A 19,640-nucleotide genomic window follows, 5' to 3' on the forward strand; every position below is an offset into this window, starting at 1 on the left:
GGGGATTATCTGCTAACTGCAAGATCGTTCAAGTCTTCTTAAACGATCGGCATTAGATCGCAATGATCGGCTTTCGTTAACTGTCGTTTTAGCAGAGTTCAGTTATCTATCGCTTATTTAGCGAATTCAACACCAATCTCAATATCGCCATTTAGCGTTTCTAGCATGCTGTCTAGTGCATTGCGTTCGAAATCGCTCAGTTCACCGTAGCTAAGAATCGCTTCAGCGCCTTCTTTGCCAAGTTTAACTGGTTGTGCGAAGAATGGTGCGTGCTCGCCTTCACCTTCAACGTAGGCACACTCAATCACGTTCTCTTCGCCTTGAAGTGCTTTCACTAGAGCAAGACCGAAGCGACAAGCCGCTTGACCCATAGATAGAGTCGCACTACCGCCACCCGCTTTAGCTTCTACTACTTCAGTACCCGCGTTTTGGATGCGAGTTGTTAGCGCTGCGATTTCTTCGTCAGTAAACTCAACACCTTCAACTTGAGAAAGCAGAGGAAGGATCGTTACACCTGAGTGACCACCGATAACAGGAACACGAATGTCGCCTGGATCTTTATCTTTCAGTTCAGCAACGAACGTTTCAGAACGAATGACATCAAGAGTAGTAATACCGAATAAACGACGCTTGTCGTAAACGCCCGCTTTCTTAAGTACTTCAGCAGCGATTGGCACTGTTGTATTTACTGGGTTAGTAATGATACCAACACAAGCAGTAGGACAAGTAACGGCAATTTTTTCAGCTAGAGACTTAACAATGCCAGCGTTCACATTGAAAAGATCCGCACGATCCATACCAGGTTTACGAGCAACACCCGCAGAAATAAGCACAACATCCGCACCTTCAAGTGCTGGAGTTGGATCTTCACCCGCGTAACCTTTGATCGAAACAGGCGTTGGGATATGACTAAGATCGGCAGCAACCCCCGGGGTTACCGGAGCGATGTCGTAAAGTGCAAGATCTGAACCAGCAGGCAGGCGGTTCTTTAGTAGTAGGGCTAGGGCTTGACCGATGCCACCAGCGGCACCAATAACAGCTACTTTCATTGTTATTCTCCTTGAGAGCTTTCTCTTATAGATTCTTTGTAGGGTAATTCTTGAGCTAAATTTAAGTTAAAAAACTATATTAATCACAAAGTGATTACAATCAATTAACGCTAGCTTTGCGACTTCGCGCAAGTCAATAAAACCGTGCTACACAGCAAGTTCGCATTATGGCGATAATCATTTGAAATGACAAAACAACTCGTCTTAAATAACACATTATCCTATTAAATTTTTACAGTGATATGACTAACAAATTACCGTGATATTTTGGCGAGAACTGAATATGTATGCGAGAATATGCAAACATCTTTGTTAATGAATAAGAATGACATATGCGCAATACAGAAAAACAAGACAACTTAGTTCGAGCTTTTAAATCACTACTAAAAGAAGAACGTTTTGGTTCGCAAGGCGAGATTGTCGATGCCCTGAAGCATGAAGGCTTTGAAAGTATCAACCAATCTAAAGTTTCGCGTATGTTAACTAAGTTTGGCGCAGTGCGAACACGCAATGCAAAAATGGAGATGGTTTACTGTCTTCCTGCTGAACTTGGTGTTCCGACGGTTTCGAGCTCTTTAAGAGAGTTAGTGTTAGATATTGACCACAACAATGCATTGGTTGTGATACACACTGGCCCTGGTGCCGCGCAGCTTATTGCTCGCTTATTAGATTCATTAGGTAAGTCAGAAGGCATACTGGGGGTAGTTGCTGGAGATGATACTATCTTCATTACTCCAACCTTATCAGTTACCACTAAGCAACTGTTCGATTCTGTATGCGAACTGTTTGAATACGCAGGATAATTGCTCACAGTTTCATAACTATCAGCCATTACTATTGGATCACAAACACCTATTTAGTTCGTGATCCAAATCACATCCTAAGATATCTATCCCGCCTCTCCCAAAAATCACTAACTCATTGATTTTAAAAAACTCAATAGCAAATCAAACACGAGATCCAACCGTCATTTGTTAGATTTTTTCGCTATATCTTTTAACATTTGAGTAATTTTCTGCCAATTTTTGATATTATTCAGCCACTTTTTCATCACATGGATTGAAAAAGGTGCCGTTTCCAAATAGGAAACTCCAGAAACGACTACACTTGTTTCAGGGTTAATAATGAATAAAGGAAGGGAAATTCATGGCATTTACCAAACTGATTAAAGTTGGGGCTATTGCAGCTGCTGTAATGGGCGCTGGCGCAGTTAACGCTCAAGAGTTCATCACAATTGGTACTGGTTCAGTAACGGGTGTTTATTACCCGACTGGTGGTGCAATTTGTAAGCTAGTGAACAAAGGCCGTAAAGACCACAACATTCGTTGTTCTGTCGAGTCTACTGGCGGTTCAATCTACAACGTTAATACCATCCGTGCTGGTGAACTAGATTTCGGTGTTGTTCAATCGGACTGGCAATACCACGGCTACAACGGTACAAGTAAGTTCAAAGACCAAGGCGAATACAAGAAACTTCGTGCTATGTTCTCTCTACATACAGAACCGTTCAACATCATCGCTCGCACCGATGCAGGTATTAACAATGTTTCAGACCTAGCTGGTAAGCGTGTCAACATTGGTAACCCTGGTTCTGGCGACCGTGCAACGATGGGTGTTGTAATGGACTCTATGGGCTGGACTAACGATAGCTTCAAGCTTGCTTCTGAACTGAAAGGTTCTGAGCGTTCACAAGCACTTTGTGATAACAAGATTGATGCATTCATCTACATGGTTGGTCACCCGAACGGATCAATTAAAGAAGCGACAACGTCTTGTGATGCAAAACTGGTTTCTGCAACAGGTCCACAGATCGACAAGATCGTAGCTGAAAACCCATACTACGCATACAGCACAGTACCTGCTGGTATGTACCGCGGTACAGATGCTGACGTAAATAGCTTCGGTGTTGCTGCAACTATGGTAACAACTTCAGACGTTTCGGATGAAGTAGCATACAACGTTGCTAAAGCAGTATTTGAAAACTTCGCAACATTCAAACGTCTGCACCCAGCATTTGCTAACCTGAAAAAAGAAGACATGGTTAAAGCGGGTATCTCTATCCCTCTTCACCCAGGTGCCGCAAAATACTACAAAGAAGTAGGTCTTCTAAAGTAACTCTACTTTAAGCCTACTAAACCAATAAGGAGGCTAGTCCTCCTTATTGGCTTTTCACGTTTTATAAAAATAATTTAAGTGAAAAGAACAACCCTTTAAGTTTCTCCAATTTGGAGGACTTACCTTCGTATCAAGCCTAAGACAAAGACGAACAAAGAACGCATTTCTCTATCCATTCACTACACTAGATAGGAAAGAAATCACGTTTAGTTGTTCGTAACAAAAGGCAGACCATCAATAATAAGGATAAAGTACATGACGCAGACAACATCACCGTCTCCAGATGTGCAAGAAATGGTGGCACAATCAGATACTGGTGCGCGTAGCCCTCGTGGTATCCAAGGCCGTATTTTATGGTTTGTGCCTCTATGTTGGTCACTGTTCCAACTTTGGTATGCATCTCCGCTGCCATTCATTTTTAACTTCGCAATTTTAAACGACACTGAAGCTCGAGCAATTCACCTTACGTTTGCTATTTTCCTAGCCTTTACCGCTTATCCAGCCATGAAGAATTCGCCTAGGGATCGCATCCCAGCTGTCGACTGGATACTAGCGCTTGTAGGTAGCTTTTCAGCTTCTTATATCTATATTTTCTATACTCAGCTCGCTGAACGCTCGGGTGCACCAACAACATTCGATATTGTTGCGGCCGTATTCGGTATGGTTCTACTGCTTGAGGCAACACGACGCGCTTTAGGTCCACCTCTTATGGTTGTGGCAGCCGTCTTCCTACTTTACACCTTTGGCGGTCCACACATGCCAGACGTTATCGCCCACAAAGGTGCGAGCCTGAACAAGGCAATGTCGCATCTGTGGTTAACAACAGAAGGTGTGTTCGGTGTTGCTCTTGGCGTATCAACGTCATTTGTATTCTTGTTTGTACTGTTTGGTGCAATGCTTGAGCGCGCGGGTGCAGGTGCTTACTTCATCAAAGTGGCATTCTCTCTGCTTGGCCACATGAAGGGCGGCCCAGCGAAAGCAGCCGTTGTAGCATCTGGTTTATCTGGTCTGGTATCAGGTTCTTCGATTGCTAACGTAGTTACCACAGGTACCTTTACTATCCCGCTAATGAAGCGTGTTGGTTTCCCGGGAACAAAAGCGGGTGCAGTAGAAGTCGCAGCTTCAACCAATGGTCAATTAACACCACCGATCATGGGTGCAGCAGCATTCTTGATGGTTGAGTATGTGGGCATCTCTTACGTAGAAGTAATCAAAGCAGCACTACTGCCCGCTCTGATCTCTTACATCGCCCTGATTTACATTGTTCACTTAGAGGCATGTAAAGCAGGTATGACGGGCTTACCTCGTCGTCACACACCAACTATCGTGCAAAGCCTACTCTCTTTCACTGGTACTATCTTAGGCCTATGTGTCATCAGTGCAGCGGTTTACTACGGTGTCGGCTGGACAAAAGATGTCTTTGGCGCTGCAGCCACACCAATTGTGACTGTTGCTCTATTAGTCTCTTATGTCGCTCTGGTTCGTGTTTCTGCTAAATACGCAGCTGAAGGTGGCATGGAAATCGACGAGAACCTAACAGAAGTACCTGATCCAGGCCCAACGATTAAGTCTGGCCTTCACTTCCTACTGCCTATCGTAGTTCTAGTTTGGTGTTTAACGGTTGAACGTTTCTCTCCAGGTCTGTCGGCATTCTGGGCGACCGTGTTCATGATCTTCATTCTGATCACTCAGCGTCCTTTAATGACTCTGATGAACAAATCAGACGATCTTGCAGAGCAAACTAAAGCAGGTTTCGTTGACCTAGCAGAGAGCTTAGTTTCAGGCGCACGTAACATGATCGGTATCGGTGTAGCGACAGCTGCAGCTGGTACGGTTGTAGGCGTGGTAACGCTGACAGGTATCGGCCTTGTAATGACCGATTTTGTTGAGTTCATCTCAGGCGGTAGCATCATTCTAATGTTGTTATTCACTGCGGTAATCAGCTTGATCTTAGGTATGGGCTTGCCAACAACGGCGAACTACATCGTTGTATCAACATTGATGGCACCAGTAATTGTTACCTTAGGTGCAGCGCACGGCTTGATCATTCCACTGATTGCGGTTCACTTATTCGTGTTCTACTTCGGTATTCTTGCGGACGATACACCTCCGGTAGGTTTGGCTGCATTTGCGGCCGCTGCAATTGCTAAATCAGACCCGATTCGTACCGGTATCCAAGGTTTTACCTACGATATCCGGACCGCGATATTGCCGTTCATGTTCATCTTCAACACCCAACTACTGTTGATGGGCATTGATTCTTGGTGGCACTTAGCACTGACGATTTTCTCTTCGGTTACTGCGGTACTTATCTTTGCAGCAGCGACACAAGGTTGGTGGTTCACTAAGAACAAGTGGTGGGAAACTATACTGCTTATCGTTCTGACCTTCTCTTTCTTCCGCCCTGGCTTCTGGTGGGACATGATTTATCCAGAGAAAGTTCTTTCACCTGGAGTTGAGATCGCTCAAATCACAGAAAATCTATCTGTGGGACAATCACTTGAATTGAGAGTCGGTGGCGAAAACTTAGAAGGTAACTATTCAGAGAAAACAGTTCGCCTTCCGTTTGAAGATTCTGCGACAACAAGTGAAGACCGCATTGCTTCAATGGGCCTAATGCTGACCCAAGCTGACGACAAGATGATTGTTGATATGGTTGAGTTTGGTAGCCCTGCTGAAGCCGCTGGCATTGACTTTGATTGGGAAATTAAATCCGTTATCCAAGATGCAGAACGACCAATGAAAGAGTGGGTATTCTTACCTGCCCTATTAATTTTGATTGGTTTAGCGATGAACCAAAGAAGGCGTGCTCGTAAGGATGAGATTAGCGCGTAATGGATAGAGCCAAATAGCGCTCTACTCTATTTGGCTTTTTTACTACATGGAAAAGATAATTACAGCGCTTGGTATGTACTCGGCGCTGCTCAAAAAGAGACGAATACATGTATAGACAAATCCTTGTTCCCGTTGATCTTAACGACAAAGGCTTTTCTGATAAAGCGGTCGAGCTAGCGGTATGGCACGCGAAACACAGTAATGCTGAGATCCACATTCTGAACGTATTACCGGGCATCCACATGTCGATGGTAGCGTCTTACTTCCCGAAAGACGCAGCAAACCAAATGAAGCTTGATGTTAAAAATCAGCTGAAAGAATTTGCTGATAAGCATATCGACGATGATGTGATCTATAAAGTTCACGTTGCCGAAGGCAAGACCTACACAACGATTCTTGATTGCGCAGAGAAACTAGGGGCAGATCTTATCGTGATGCCTAGTCATAAGCGCTCGAAAATCGACAAAGTGGTACTGGGTTCAGTGGCGAGTAAAGTCGTACAGAATTCACCAATCAATGTATTGGTAGTTAAGCCGCAAGGCTAAATCACTTAATCGACACAACGATCTAAATCTAAAAAGGTTGGCCTAAAAGCCAACCTTTTTTTATTTTGTGCTTGCACCATTCAATTCTTCAATCAACTCACTAAGTTCTGCGGATTACCTGCAACAAACCCATCAATATTATCGATTAAGATATCAGACAGTTTTTGAATTGAACTGTCGCTGCCCCACGCCACATGTGGTGTTAGCAGTAAATTAGGTAAGTGGCTGTTAGCCAATAGTGGATTCGAATTATCTGCGGGTTCTTGTGTGAACACATCCATGCCTGCACCAGCAATATCATTACTTTTCAAAGCTTCGACCAAGGCTTGCTCATCGACTAATCCACCACGGCCAGCATTAATTAACACCGCGCTTGGTTTCATCATGGTAAGCTCTCGCTCCGATATCAGATTTCGAGTCGCTTCAGTTAATGGACAATGTAAGCTGATCGCATCCGCTTGCTGTAACACCGTATCAAAAGGTAGATACCCTTTTCGACAAGAATCTGCCCCTTTACGCTCAGTAAAGATGACATTCATACCAATCGCTTTTGCTAATATCGCGGTCGCTTGCCCTAAGCTACCACTCCCGATTAAGCCCAATGTACTGCCTGCAACATCTTGAATCGAATGAGTAAAGAAACAGAATTGTTTGTCCTTTTGCCACTCGCCTGTCTCGATATCTTGATGATAACCAACGAGGTTTCGCTTAAGCGTAAACAGCATCGCGATAACATGTTCAGGTACCGATTGAGTCGCGTAGCCCTGTACGTTAGCCACTGCGATATTGTTACCCTTGCAGTACTCTACATCGACATTGTTCACACCCGTTGCTGAAACAGCTATTAGCTTAAGTTGTTGTGCTTGAGCTAAATTCGATTCGTTGAGCACAACCTTATTGGTAATAACCACATCAGCGTCTTCAACTCGTTCAGACACTTGCTCCGGCGAAGTGAATTCATACTCAACCCATTGATGTTCAAAGCTAAGAGGTTTTAAATGTATTTGAGATGGGATGGTCGCTCGGTCGAGAAAGACCACTTTCAACTTCGGCATTGTACGTCCTTGCATTGGTATTAGTTTAACCATTCTAAGCTTTTAGCTTACTGTAGTCTGGAAGCTCTGGCGCAATTTCAAAGTGCTGTTCGATTTGTGGTGAAGCTTGAGGATAAAAATCACATGGCACGAAAGCTTTGAAAAACTGATTATTAGCCGGATGATAAAAACTCAGTTCACACGCATGTAAAGCTAACCTATCGCTATAATTAAACGCATCTGGTGTTGCATAAAACTCGTCGCCCACAATTGGATTCCCTAGTTCCATGCAGTGAACACGCAACTGATGAGAGCGACCAGTGATCAGCAGCAATTTCAATAATGTCGTTTGAGGCTCTTGTTGCTCCACGATATATCGAGTCTGTGATGGTTTACCCTCGTTAAAACAGACTTTCTGTCTAGGACGATTCGGCCAGTCGCAAATAAGAGGAAGGTCAATCAAACCTTCCTTGTCTTCCACTGAACCCCACACTCGTGCGTAATAAAGTTTGTGTGTCAGTCGATATTGAAACTGCTTCTTCAAATGACGCTCAGCTTGTTTGTGTTTAGCGAGCAACATCAAACCTGATGTAGACATATCCAACCGATGCACAACCTGAACCTCCGGAAAATCCACAATCAACCGGCTCCACATACTGTCGTAATGCTCTGGCAGTCTCCCCGGTACCGAAAGTAGGCCTGCTGGCTTGTTCACCACAAGAATATCATCATCTTGATAGACAATATCAGTCCACGGTTCTCGTGGTGGTGTGTACTGTTCTAACGCCATTAGAGCCTCTTAACTACTAAGGAAGTTTTGATTTTTTACTTCATTTCGCGATTGATCACTCGATAGGAATATAATCGAGCGCTAAGCTTTAACCAAGCTACAGTTTAACCAAACTACAGATACAAATAAGGCCTTCGTAATGAAGGCCTTATTTCGTTAAAGCATTTCGCTAATTTAAAATTAGTTGTGTGAAACCACAATCAAACGTAGCGAATCGAGCTGTACCTGAGCTTTGCTGATGTAACCTGTCAGTTCATTGATTTGAGCTTCGATAACCTCTAACTCTTCATCACGAATGTTAGGGTTCACCGCTTTAAGCGCTTGTAGACGTTCTAACTCACCGTTCAAGTTAGTTTGCATATCTTTCTGAGCTTGTTGACGAACTTCTTCAACCTTCGGAAGTACATGCGTCTCACCGGCTTCGATTAGCTTGTGAATCTCACCTTGTACCGAGTTCACTAGCTTGCTCGCTAAATGACGGTTTACCGGGCTTAGTTGACGATTAAAGCTATCGAATTCAACCTGAGCAGATAAATCGTTACCACGACCATCCATCATCAAGCGAATCGGAGTCTTAGGTAGGAACTGGCTGATACCGCTGCGCTTTGGCGCTTGTGCATCAACAAGGTAAACCAACTCAAGCAGAATTGTGCCCACTGGCAGCGCTTTATTCTTCAGTAGAGATACCGCAGACGCACCCACACCTTCACTCAATAGCAGATCAATACCGCCCTGAATCATTGGGTGTTCCCAGCTAATAAAATTCATGTCTTCACGAGAAAGCGCGGTTTCACGGTCAAACGTAATCGTTGCACCTTCATAAGGTAAGCCTGGGTAGCTTGGTACCATCATGTGTTCAGAAGGTGTCACGACTAGCGCATTTTCACCTTTGTCATCTTGGTTCAGACCAATGGTGTCAAATAGGCTTAGAGCAAACGATACTAGGTTGGTATCACCATCGGTAGAAGCAATTTTCTCTGCAATCTCATGGGCTTTATCGCCACCATTTGAATGCATCTCTAGTAGGCGATCTCGGCCTTTTTCTAGATCCGATTTCAGGCTTTGATTGAGCTTCGCTGATTCTTCAATGACTTCATCAAGCTGCTCGGTGTTACCAGAAGCCAGCATTTCAATCAGTACATCAGAATACTTATCGTAAACTGTGCGACCAGTAGGACAAGTCTCTGCGAATGCATTCAGACCTTCATCGAACCAACGCGCTAGAATCGCTTGCGATGTGCCTTTTAGGTAAGGAACATGAATGTCGATATCACGCAGCTGTCCGATACGGTCCAAACGACCAATACGTTGCTCAAGCAAGTCCGGATTAAACGGAAGATCGAACATCACCAACTGGTTAGCAAACTGGAAGTTACGACCTTCAGAGCCGATTTCGCTACAGATAAGCACCTGAGCACCGCCCTCTTCTTGAGCAAAGTAAGCAGCAGCTTTATCACGCTCTAGAATCGACATGCCTTCGTGGAATACCGTTGCACGCACGCCTTCACGCTCACGCAGTGCTTGCTCTAATTGCAAAGCAGTACTCGCACGCGACGCGATCACTAGGATCTTCTCGCTGCGCTTGTCTTGAATCTTTTCAATCAACCAGTTCACACGTGAATCGAACTGCCACCAGCTTGAGTCTTCACCTTCAAATTCTTGGAAGATCTCTTCTGGATATAACATCTTCATCGCTCGAGCTTCTGGTGCCATCTTGCCACCGATCATGCCCGATACACGCATCGAGGTTGTGTACTGCGTTGGAATGTCCATCGGCAGTAGGTTTACATTACGCTTAGGGAAGCCTTTGATTGCAGCACGTGTGTTTCTGAAAAGAACACGGCCAGTACCATGGCGATCCATAAGGTTATCAATCAGTTCTTGGCGAGCTAAGGCTTGCTCTTCTTCGCTGCTATCGCCTTCAATCACGCGGAATAGAGGCTCAACATCTTGCTCAGACAGAAGCTCTGTGATCTGGTTCTTCGCGCTGTTTTCAAGCTTCACGCCAGAGAACAATGCCGTTACGGCATCAGCAACTGGCGCGTATTGGTCTTCTTCTTCAACGAATGCTTCGTAATCGTAGAAGCGATCAGGATCAAGCAGACGCAGACGCGCAAAGTGACTCTCACGACCAAGCTGTTCAGGGGTCGCTGTCAGTAGCAATACACCAGACGTGTTTTCAGCTAATCCTTCAACCACTTGGTATTCGCGGCTCGGTTTGTCTTGGCTCCACTCAAGGTGGTGTGCTTCATCGACAACCAACAAATCCCACTCACCTTCAAGTGCTTGCTCGTAGCGCTTACGGCTCTTGCGTAGGAAATCCAAAGAACACAGAACGTATTGCTGTGTATCGAATGGATTATCTGATTCTGCGAAAGATTCTATGCAACGCTCTTCATCAAAGATAGAGAAGTGCAGGTTGAAACGGCGCATCATCTCTACTAACCACTGGTGTTGTAGAGTTTCAGGAACCACAATCAGAATACGTTCAGCACGGCCAGACAACACCTGTTGGTGGATGATCATGCCCGCTTCTATGGTTTTACCTAGGCCAACTTCATCAGCCAGTAAAACGCGCGGAGCGTGACGACGACCGACTTCATGAGCAATGTAAAGCTGATGAGGGATAAGACCTGCACGCATACCACACAAGCCGCGCATTGGGCTCTTATGTTGTTGGTATTGGTTGCTTAAAGCACGGTAGCGCAACACAAAGTTATCCATACGGTCGATTTGACCTGCGTACAGCTTATCTTGTGGCTTGTTAAAGCGGATCTGGTTACTTAAAAAGATTTCACGCAGAGTCACCTCTGTCTCTTGAGTATCTTCACGAGTACCTAAATAAGTCAATAACCCTTTATCTTCGATAACTTCTTCAACAGATAAAGACCAACCTTCTTGGCATTCGATGACATCGCCTACATTGAACGCCACTCGGGTTACGGGAGCATCTGTGCGTGCATAGACGCGGTTTTCTTCTGACGCAGCAAACATTACTGTCACTGTGCGAGCATCCATTGCTACAACGGTACCTAAACCTAAATCGCTCTCCGTATCGCTTATCCAGCGTTGCCCCAAAGCAAATGTCATGAATCGACTACCTCAATCTTATAGTTGGAATTTGGTCTTTCTAACTGCAATTTCAAACAAGAACGTTATTGCTCTTGAACTAAAAATATAGCCAAAAATGCCTAGTTTGCAGCCACTTTTTAAGTGCGCTCTTAATAATAAATATCTTGAGAAAATGGTGCAGAAAAAGGTCGCTAATCTTACTCGATGCTGTGATTTAGGTCACGCCTAAAGGAGACGATTTCATACTTTTTTTCTGTTTTCATAAGTGCAATCAAACTGTCAAAAAATCATGGTTATTCTATGGAGAGCAGAATGCAGCTCTCAAATGAAGTTTAGGTGAATTGTTGACTATCACTAGAATCAGATACTAACCTTTATATGAGCTTAATCTACGTTCAATGAATGCAAGGCAAGCCGCACGTCGGCAAGGAGATGCTATGGGCGAGACCAACCGTAAGCTATTTGTTTTAGACACCAATATCCTACTTCACGAACCCTTCGCTATATTTTCTTTCCAAGAGCACGATGTCGTTATCCCAATGACAGTGCTAGAAGAACTCGACAGAATCAAAGACAGTAAAAGAGATGTTGCTCGAGATGCGAGAATTGCGATTCGAACGCTCGAAGACTTATTCAGGGAAGCCACACCAGACCAAATATCGGAAGGCATCCCTTTTTCTAAAGACATAAACGCATCTGGCAGTATTTCAATACTCGCTGACTACGAACTTCAAGAAAGCATCAAAGCCTTCGCCGATGACAAAGCTGGCGATAACCGAATCCTCAACGCAGTCCTCTATCTTCAAAATAAGCGCGCGCCACGAGAAGTGGTTCTTATCACCAAAGACATCAACATGCGTTTACGAGCCAAAGGCGCCGGTGTCCGTTTTGTTGAAGACTATCAAACAGACCAATTGATTGATGATATCCAATACCTCACCAAAGGCTTCCAACAACTGGAAGGCTCATTTTGGGATGGTATCGATAATGTCGAGAGCAGAAGTTTAGGCGGAAAGACGCTGCACACCTTAGCAAGAGCGCCGTTCGAGCCAACCTTTCTCAACCAGTATGTGATTGACGAAGAAAGTGACTTTGCAGCTCGAGTCGAAGAGATTGAAACTGAAAGCATTACACTAAGAGACCTCAGTCGCGAAAGACTAATGAATCGCAGAGCATGGGACATCACACCCAAAAACGTTTATCAAGGCATGGCGATCGATGCCCTGCTCGACCCTGATATTGATCTGGTGATTCTCACTGGCGCAGCGGGTAGTGGTAAGACGCTGTTAGCCATGGCTGCTGCACTTGAACAAACCATTGAACGTAAACAGTTCGATAAGATCATCGTAACCCGAAACACACCAGATATAGGTGAGTCGATAGGGTTTCTTCCGGGTACAGAGGAAGAGAAGATGTTGCCTTGGTTAGCTGCAGTGACCGATACACTGGAAGCGCTGCACAAGAACGATCACTGCACAGAGGGCTCGATGAAGTACATCTGTGATAAAGCCAACATCCAGTTCAAATCGATTAACTTTATGCGTGGCCGTTCAATTCAGAATGCATTTGTGCTTTTGGATGAGTGTCAGAACCTGACCGCTTCACAAATCAAAACCATCATCACCCGTTGTGGTGAAGGGACCAAGATCGTCTGCTCAGGAAACCTAGCGCAGATAGATTCTTCCTACCTAACTCCTGTGACCTCGGGGCTCACCTACATGGTCGAGCGTTTTAAAAACTTCGAAGGCAGTGCCAACATCCACCTCAATGGTGTGGTGCGTAGCCGACTGGCTGAGTTCGCGGAAGAGAACATGTAGACTCTGCGCGCTCACAGAACCAGTAACCTATAAACAAAAAGCGCCTCACAATAGAGGCGCTTTCAATCTATTTTATGACGAGAGATTTTGAAATTAACTCGTGCTGCTGACCTGAATTACTCAGTACCACCAACCGTTAGCGAGTCTAGTTTCAATGTTGGTTGACCAACACCCACTGGTACACTTTGACCAGCCTTACCACAAACACCAACACCACGGTCAATGCTTAGGTCATTACCGACCATAGACACCTGCTGCATTGCTTCGATACCAGAACCGATCAGCGTCGCGCCCTTCACTGGGTGAGTGATCTTACCGTTTTCAATCATGTACGCTTCAGAAGCTGAGAACACAAACTTACCTGATGTGATATCAACCTGACCGCCACCGAAGTTCGGTGCGTAGATGCCTTTCTCAACCGTTGCAATGATCTCTTCCGATGTGTGTTCGCCCGGCAGCATGTATGTATTCGTCATACGTGGCATTGGAAGATGCGCGTAAGACTCACGACGACCATTACCTGTCGGCGCGACACCCATTAGACGAGCGTTTAGCTTATCTTGCATGTAACCTTTTAGGATGCCGTTTTCGATTAGCGTATTGTACTGACCATTAACACCCTCATCATCAACGTTCAATGAACCGCGTAGATCTGTTAATGTGCCGTCATCAACAATCGTACATAGGCTTGATGTAACTTGCTCGCCGATTTTGCCAGAAAATACTGAAGACTCTTTACGGTTGAAATCACCTTCTAAACCGTGGCCTACCGCTTCATGCAGTAGAACACCCGGCCAACCAGAACCAAGAACCACAGGCATTGCACCAGCAGGCGCAGCAACCGCTTCAAGGTTAACTAATGCTTGGCGAATGGCTTCATCAGCGAATTGGTAAGCAACTTGAGAACCGTTAGCATCACTTAAGAAGAAATCGTAACCAAAACGACCACCGCCACCGGCACTGCCACGTTCACGACGATCGCCTTTCTGTGCAAGTACGCTAATTGATAGACGAACCAACGGGCGAATATCACCAGCGAAAGTACCATCAGTTGCCGCAACGAGCATCTGTTCATGTACACCACTTAGGCTCACCGATACTTCAGTTACCATCGGTTCTTTAGTGCGAATGTAAGCATCAAGCGCTTTAAGTAATTCTGTCTTTTGCTGCTTTTCCCAGCTTGCTAGCGGGTTAACTGCATCATAGTAAGCTTGGTTAGAGTTACGTTTGAAAGCTTGTACCTTACCGTTTTGCCCTTGCTTAGCGATACCGCGAGCCGCGATTGCACTCTGTTTAAGGCCATCCAATTGGATTTGGTCAGAGTAAGCAAAACCGGTTTTTTCACCAGATACCGCTCGTACACCAAGACCACAATCGATATTGAAAGAGCCGTCTTTAATAATGCTGTCTTCTAGCACTAAAGATTCATGCCAGCTTGACTGAAAGTAGATATCAGCATAATCAATTTGGCGGGTAGCAATGCTCGCCAATGTATCTGCGATATTTTGCTCCGTCAGCCCTGTTGGGTTCAGTAGCGCTTCTTCAATTTGATTGATGCTCATAAATGGCTCTTATTTGTAATTAAAATTGATTGGTAAATCGAGAATGCTGCGCGATTGGCATATTTTGCCTGATTGATTCGCAACTGGATGTGTCTATCTCAACCACCATACTTTTAGGATCTTGGTCTAGCTGTGCAACCACTCGCCCCCATGGATCAACCACCATTGAGTGTCCCCATGTTTCTCTTTGGCAAGGGTGATTTCCGCCTTGCCCTACCGCGATAATCCACGATTGCGTTTCGATCGCGCGGCATCTTAATAATGCTTCCCAGTGAGCTTGCCCTGTTACTGCGGTAAAAGCTGCCGGTACCACTATGATTTGTGCACCTTGCTTGCGTAACTCTGAATACAAGTGCGGAAAGCGCACATCATAACAAATACTCAAACCTAAGCGACCAAAAGGCGTTTCCGTTGTTACCACTCGGTCACCGGGCGTGAAAATATCCGATTCTCGATAGCACTTATGTGCATCAGCAACATCCACATCAAACATGTGTAACTTATCGTAATGGGCCACTAGACAACCAAAATCATCAATCACCAAGGTTGTGGTAGTCACGCCTTTAGCTGTGCTTATCGGCATACTGCCAATAACAATCCAAATTCGGTAAAGCTTTGCTAGCTCAGAGACTTTCTTTTGCAGTGGGCCATCATTTAGAGGCTCAGCATACTGGTGATAGTCGGCTTTACTGCCAAAGACTAACGCGTTTTCAGGGCACACAACCCACTTAGCCCCCAACTCTTTGCACTTTGCTACTTCTTGAGCAAGATAATCAAAGTTCAAGTCAGGGCGAGGGCCTGATGTCATTTGAATCAACCCAACACAATCCATGTGTATCGCTCCTCCATTCATTATGATTCAGAAATCAGCATTTCACCGTATATTAGCTGATTAGGATACTAAGGTCTTTTCGGCTAATTTAAGGTTCATTTGGCTAATTTAAGGCTTATTCGGCCAATTTTCTGAGTTTTTCTGGTAGCTGGAATTCTCCAGAACTGCGAAAAAGCTCGCTCACTGTTGGTGAATCCAACGGCCCTTTCACCGAATAATTAACTTGGGTAAAGACTTCAACAACCGGTGAAATAACCGTAGTCACCGCTAACACGTATAGCGCTGTTTGAGGCGTTACCGCAAAAGCCGTTAATACTGGAATCCCGGAGGTGATATCTGGGGTGAAGTTCACTTCAGCATCGACCTCGCGTGTATTGAGGTTGGCGATCCCTTTTATTTTCATCTCACCGGCGACCGCATCCATATTCAGATCGTTAGTCAGAAAGATACCATTTTGAATCTCGCCAGTTCCTGTGATGCTGTTGAATGCCATGCCATTATCAAATACGTCCGAGAAGTCGAGCTGCATCTTACGGATAATCGAATCTAGGCTAAACAGCCCCAGTAATCGAGCTGCGCCACTCACATCCGAGATAATACCTTTACCAAATTGGGTTTTAACGTTGCCATCAAGGGTATCCATTTTGATCCCCCAAGGCGAACCATCCCAAGTCAATTGACCTTCTAACTCAAAGGGCGCTTTTTGAATCCCGGAAGTAATACCGAAACGCTCCATTAACTCACTGTTGTTTTCACCTTCAACATCAAGAGTTAACGATGAATGACTCTTATCGCCTTGCAGTTCCCACCAGCCACTGATATCCGCTTTATTTCCGCCGCTTCTCACCTGAATCTTATTCCACTCAATGCGGTCTTCCTTTCTCGTCATTTCAACATCAACCTTGCCAACTTTATAGCCTTGAAGCCAGAAGTCGTTCAAGGTCAGCGTCAAATTCGGCATCGCATCATGGAGCTTTCTATCCAACTCAGAGATCAATGGTGCTTCTTGCGCCTTACGCTGTAGCAGTTGATCTTGGTTTTTCTTGTCACTCCACCCAGGAACAAACAGATGCAGGCGATCCAATGAAACCGTCAAATCATAAGGTGGCAGGTAGTTAATATCCCCTTCTAGCTCTTGGCTAGACACTTCCATTTGCCATGCTTGCTTATTTTTTCGAGCGCTAAAATCAACATCATTCCAAGAAATACCACCTAAGATCAGCTCTTTGCTCTCGAAGGTGATGCGACGTGGCGCTGGAATGGTTGGCGTGTTCATCTGGCTAAGGACAGCATCCGATGGTTGCACTGGCTCCATGACTACTGACAGCCAGTCATCGGCATTGAACTTATCGGTACGAATCAAGGCATGGTGCCCTACCACGGGGCTAATTTTATAGCCACCACGACCAAGGACTAAATTGGTCGCCGTTAATTCAGGAACATCGCCGGAAATATCAATCTCAGCTTGGTATTTAGTGCTCGGCAATTGCAGACGCGCGGTAATCGATTCTTGATTGCCCGAGGCTTGTAGCCTTGCCGAGCCACTTTCTAATGACTTTTTAGCTAATGGGTATGGGTAATCACTCGCTAAGTATTTGAGGTCTGACTGTAAGTCGAGTTGGTAAGTAAAACCAATATCATTAAGTTGAATATCGATCTGGCTTTGCCATTGTGCATGACCCGACAAACGGCTTAACCACTGCTCTCCGACATACGGCTTTAGAGGATTGACGTCCCAATCACCTAACACATCAAGATCCACTGCATAGCCAGGTCCATCATTAAGACCTTTAAAGTCAACCGAGATACCTTGATTAAGCAAATCAGCGGCAAGACCACTTGCTGTCACGACATCATTATCAAATTCAATACGACCAGTGGTGTTCTCTAGCACCATTGGTGGAGCTTCAATCTCAACATGATTACCACTCAGATCTGCATATCCCCACGCTCTAGGTTCTTGTTCAGAATCAAACGGAATATTAAGCTGGAACTCAGAAGAGACATCACCACTCACTTTAAGCGCAGTTAACGCAGCACCCACAGAATCTACGAGTGGCGAAGCAGTCATGTAATTTCGAACTGCATTGCCAGACGCCGTTGCTTTAGCTTCAATTTCGATATGACCGCCTTCCCCTAAATAAGGAATACGACCAGTGATTCGATCTGCCGCCACATCCATCAATTGAGCGGAGCGAGAGTCTAAATACATCGCATCATTTTCAAATAACAGATCAAGTTGAAGGTCGGTTATCAATGGCCACGCGGTATCGAAGCTGAACTTAGCGTCTTCTAAGCCAACCCAAACTTGGAAAATACCATCATGATTGGTGTACGGATATTGGGCTAATTCACCATGCCAGAGTAATTTAACGGTGTCGGCCTTACCCGCTTGAATCGCCGTTGAAAGGTAATCGGTTAAATCTTGGCCAAGTGCCAATGTCGGTAAATAGCGCCATGTTTCACCGACGTTGTAAGCGTCCGCTTCACCATAAAAAGAAAGGTAAGGGCTAGCGTTATTTGGAAAGTCCAAGCGAAATGCGCCTAGTACTTGTAAATCTGGCGTGGCTGCAGTGATTTTGTCCGACCACAGTTTCCAGCCGTTTTCATCTTGCTGCCAAACAATATCAACCTGACCTTGTTTGATATTCAGAGGCGCTTGGAAAACGTCACCATAAGGAAACACATCATCAATAACATATAAGCTGGCTTTCGCTTCCGAAGCCGAGCCAAACACATGCCCTGATACTTGGCTAAAGCCAGGGACTAACTCCCATTGTTCGATCGCCAAATCGGAAAAGTTCGCAGAGTAACGCAAGCTTTCAATTCCAGAGTCCATCGCAACGCGAATGTCTGAAACGATACCGCCCGGTGCCAATGCATTGATCATTTGGGTAGATTGCGAAGAATCTGGCATCAACTTGATCAACGGAGTAATGGTTTCAACATCAAGTTCAGAAACATTAAGTTCCCACGGGCCTTTATTCCACTTGAAAGCGACATCAAGTTCAGGCCAAGGCCTGTCATCCGTTCTTAGATTTAGTGAGTGACCATTAACCTGCCATCCACCATCAATGGGGGATAATTTAAAAACACCCGACTCAAGCATCAAGTCATGTTGACCATCTTCATTCCAAGTCAGTTCTGAAGGTAATACCTCAACATAAGCGCTAACTGGCTTGCTATTTCGTAGCGTTAGCCAGCTATTCAAGCTCACCGTGCCCGTCTCAATGCCGGATTCTGCCTGCATATAACGAGTTAACCAAGGCATTACTGAGATACTATCCGCGCTGACATAAAACTCGCCCGTCATATCAGTTAAAGAGCCACCATCAACAAAGTTAGCACTTACTGACAAAGAGTTGAGATTAGCGTCTTTAATACTTACTACACCCTCCGCAAGGTGATGTTTACCTGAGTTTTGCCATTTTAAAGTTTCGATATCAAGCTGACGTTCTTCACCAGAGATAGTGCGATATAGAAGAGAGGAATCTTTAGCGGTCACATCCACCAAAGTTTTTAGAAGTAAATTGTCCAGCTCCTGTATCACTCGCTTGGAAGAGCCGGGGTCTTTAGGTTCATCTTTACCGTTTTGCCCGGCAAATAGATCAATTGAGCGGATATCAAGATACATTTGATTCATGACCAAATCGGCCACGACAGGACGCATCTGCACGACCGATTGAATCAAATCAAACTCAACTTCAACACGCTCAACAGAGAAAGCCACATCTTCTGCGTTGGGAAGGCTAGCCTTTACACCTTGCAGAGCAATAGAGGGGTGAGTGTTACGCCAAAAACCACCCACATCTTGAATAGAAAACTCAAAACCGGAATGTTGGTTTACCCAAAGCTCAATTTCAGATTGATACTTATTTAAATTAGGTAAGGCTACACGCAGTGTAGTGACAGCAATGGCTAGTGTTACTAAGAGAGTAACCACTAACCATAGACATGTACGAAGAATCAGAGTAACGCTTGAACTCACA

General features: G+C 45.0%; 12 protein-coding genes. 5 read left to right on the forward strand and 7 right to left on the reverse strand.

All coding sequences use genetic code 11. From position 1 onward, the window contains the following. Positions 1-113: 113 nt before the first annotated feature. Complete coding sequence (mdh, locus tag ACED60_RS20475; protein ID WP_009847834.1) at positions 114-1,049, reverse strand: malate dehydrogenase; 936 nt, start codon at positions 1,047-1,049, stop codon at positions 114-116. Positions 1,050-1,381: 332 nt separating this feature from the next. Between mdh and argR the strand changes: the two genes are divergently transcribed. From argR to ACED60_RS20495, 4 genes are all read left to right on the forward strand, one after another. Beyond that, on the forward strand, positions 1,382-1,852 hold the full coding sequence (gene argR, locus ACED60_RS20480) for a transcriptional regulator ArgR (RefSeq protein ID WP_004735909.1): 471 nt from the start codon (positions 1,382-1,384) through the stop codon (positions 1,850-1,852). Positions 1,853-2,195: 343 nt separating this feature from the next. After that, positions 2,196-3,164, forward strand: a complete 969-nt coding sequence (locus ACED60_RS20485; protein WP_009847835.1) for a TAXI family TRAP transporter solute-binding subunit — start codon at positions 2,196-2,198, stop codon at positions 3,162-3,164. Between the two features lie 255 nt (positions 3,165-3,419). Beyond that, positions 3,420-5,999: a TRAP transporter permease gene (locus ACED60_RS20490; RefSeq protein WP_009847836.1), complete on the forward strand. Its 2,580-nt coding sequence runs from the start codon at positions 3,420-3,422 to the stop codon at positions 5,997-5,999. A gap of 107 nt (positions 6,000-6,106) precedes the next feature. Beyond that, positions 6,107-6,544 (forward strand): universal stress protein, encoded by a 438-nt coding sequence (locus ACED60_RS20495; protein ID WP_029222921.1) that lies wholly within the window; start codon positions 6,107-6,109, stop codon positions 6,542-6,544. 92 nt (positions 6,545-6,636) lie between these two features. On the opposite strand, the gene ACED60_RS20500 is transcribed toward ACED60_RS20495, so the two are convergent. The 3 genes from ACED60_RS20500 to rapA form a co-directional block, all read right to left on the reverse strand. Continuing rightward, positions 6,637-7,599, reverse strand: coding sequence for a D-2-hydroxyacid dehydrogenase (locus ACED60_RS20500; protein ID WP_371728337.1), 963 nt, complete (start codon positions 7,597-7,599; stop codon positions 6,637-6,639). A gap of 34 nt (positions 7,600-7,633) precedes the next feature. Then, on the reverse strand, positions 7,634-8,368 hold the full coding sequence (locus ACED60_RS20505; RefSeq protein ID WP_371728338.1) for a pseudouridine synthase: 735 nt from the start codon (positions 8,366-8,368) through the stop codon (positions 7,634-7,636). Between the two features lie 180 nt (positions 8,369-8,548). Beyond that, positions 8,549-11,458: an RNA polymerase-associated protein RapA gene (rapA, locus tag ACED60_RS20510; RefSeq protein WP_102250497.1), complete on the reverse strand. Its 2,910-nt coding sequence runs from the start codon at positions 11,456-11,458 to the stop codon at positions 8,549-8,551. 419 nt (positions 11,459-11,877) lie between these two features. Between rapA and ACED60_RS20515 the strand changes: the two genes are divergently transcribed. Further along, positions 11,878-13,257: a PhoH family protein gene (locus ACED60_RS20515; RefSeq protein ID WP_009847842.1), complete on the forward strand. Its 1,380-nt coding sequence runs from the start codon at positions 11,878-11,880 to the stop codon at positions 13,255-13,257. Positions 13,258-13,373: 116 nt separating this feature from the next. On the opposite strand, the gene tldD is transcribed toward ACED60_RS20515, so the two are convergent. From tldD to ACED60_RS20530, 3 genes are all read right to left on the reverse strand, one after another. Beyond that, positions 13,374-14,819 (reverse strand): metalloprotease TldD, encoded by a 1,446-nt coding sequence (gene tldD / locus ACED60_RS20520; RefSeq protein WP_371728339.1) that lies wholly within the window; start codon positions 14,817-14,819, stop codon positions 13,374-13,376. Between the two features lie 19 nt (positions 14,820-14,838). Beyond that, positions 14,839-15,651: a carbon-nitrogen hydrolase family protein gene (locus tag ACED60_RS20525; RefSeq protein WP_017098898.1), complete on the reverse strand. Its 813-nt coding sequence runs from the start codon at positions 15,649-15,651 to the stop codon at positions 14,839-14,841. Positions 15,652-15,766: 115 nt separating this feature from the next. Beyond that, on the reverse strand, positions 15,767-19,639 hold the full coding sequence (locus tag ACED60_RS20530) for a YhdP family protein (protein WP_371728340.1): 3,873 nt from the start codon (positions 19,637-19,639) through the stop codon (positions 15,767-15,769). Between the last annotated feature and the right edge of the window lies 1 nt (position 19,640).

The sequence above is a fragment of the Vibrio sp. 1F279 genome, assembly GCF_041439815.1.
Classification (GTDB): Bacteria; Pseudomonadota; Gammaproteobacteria; order Enterobacterales; family Vibrionaceae; genus Vibrio; species Vibrio tasmaniensis_A.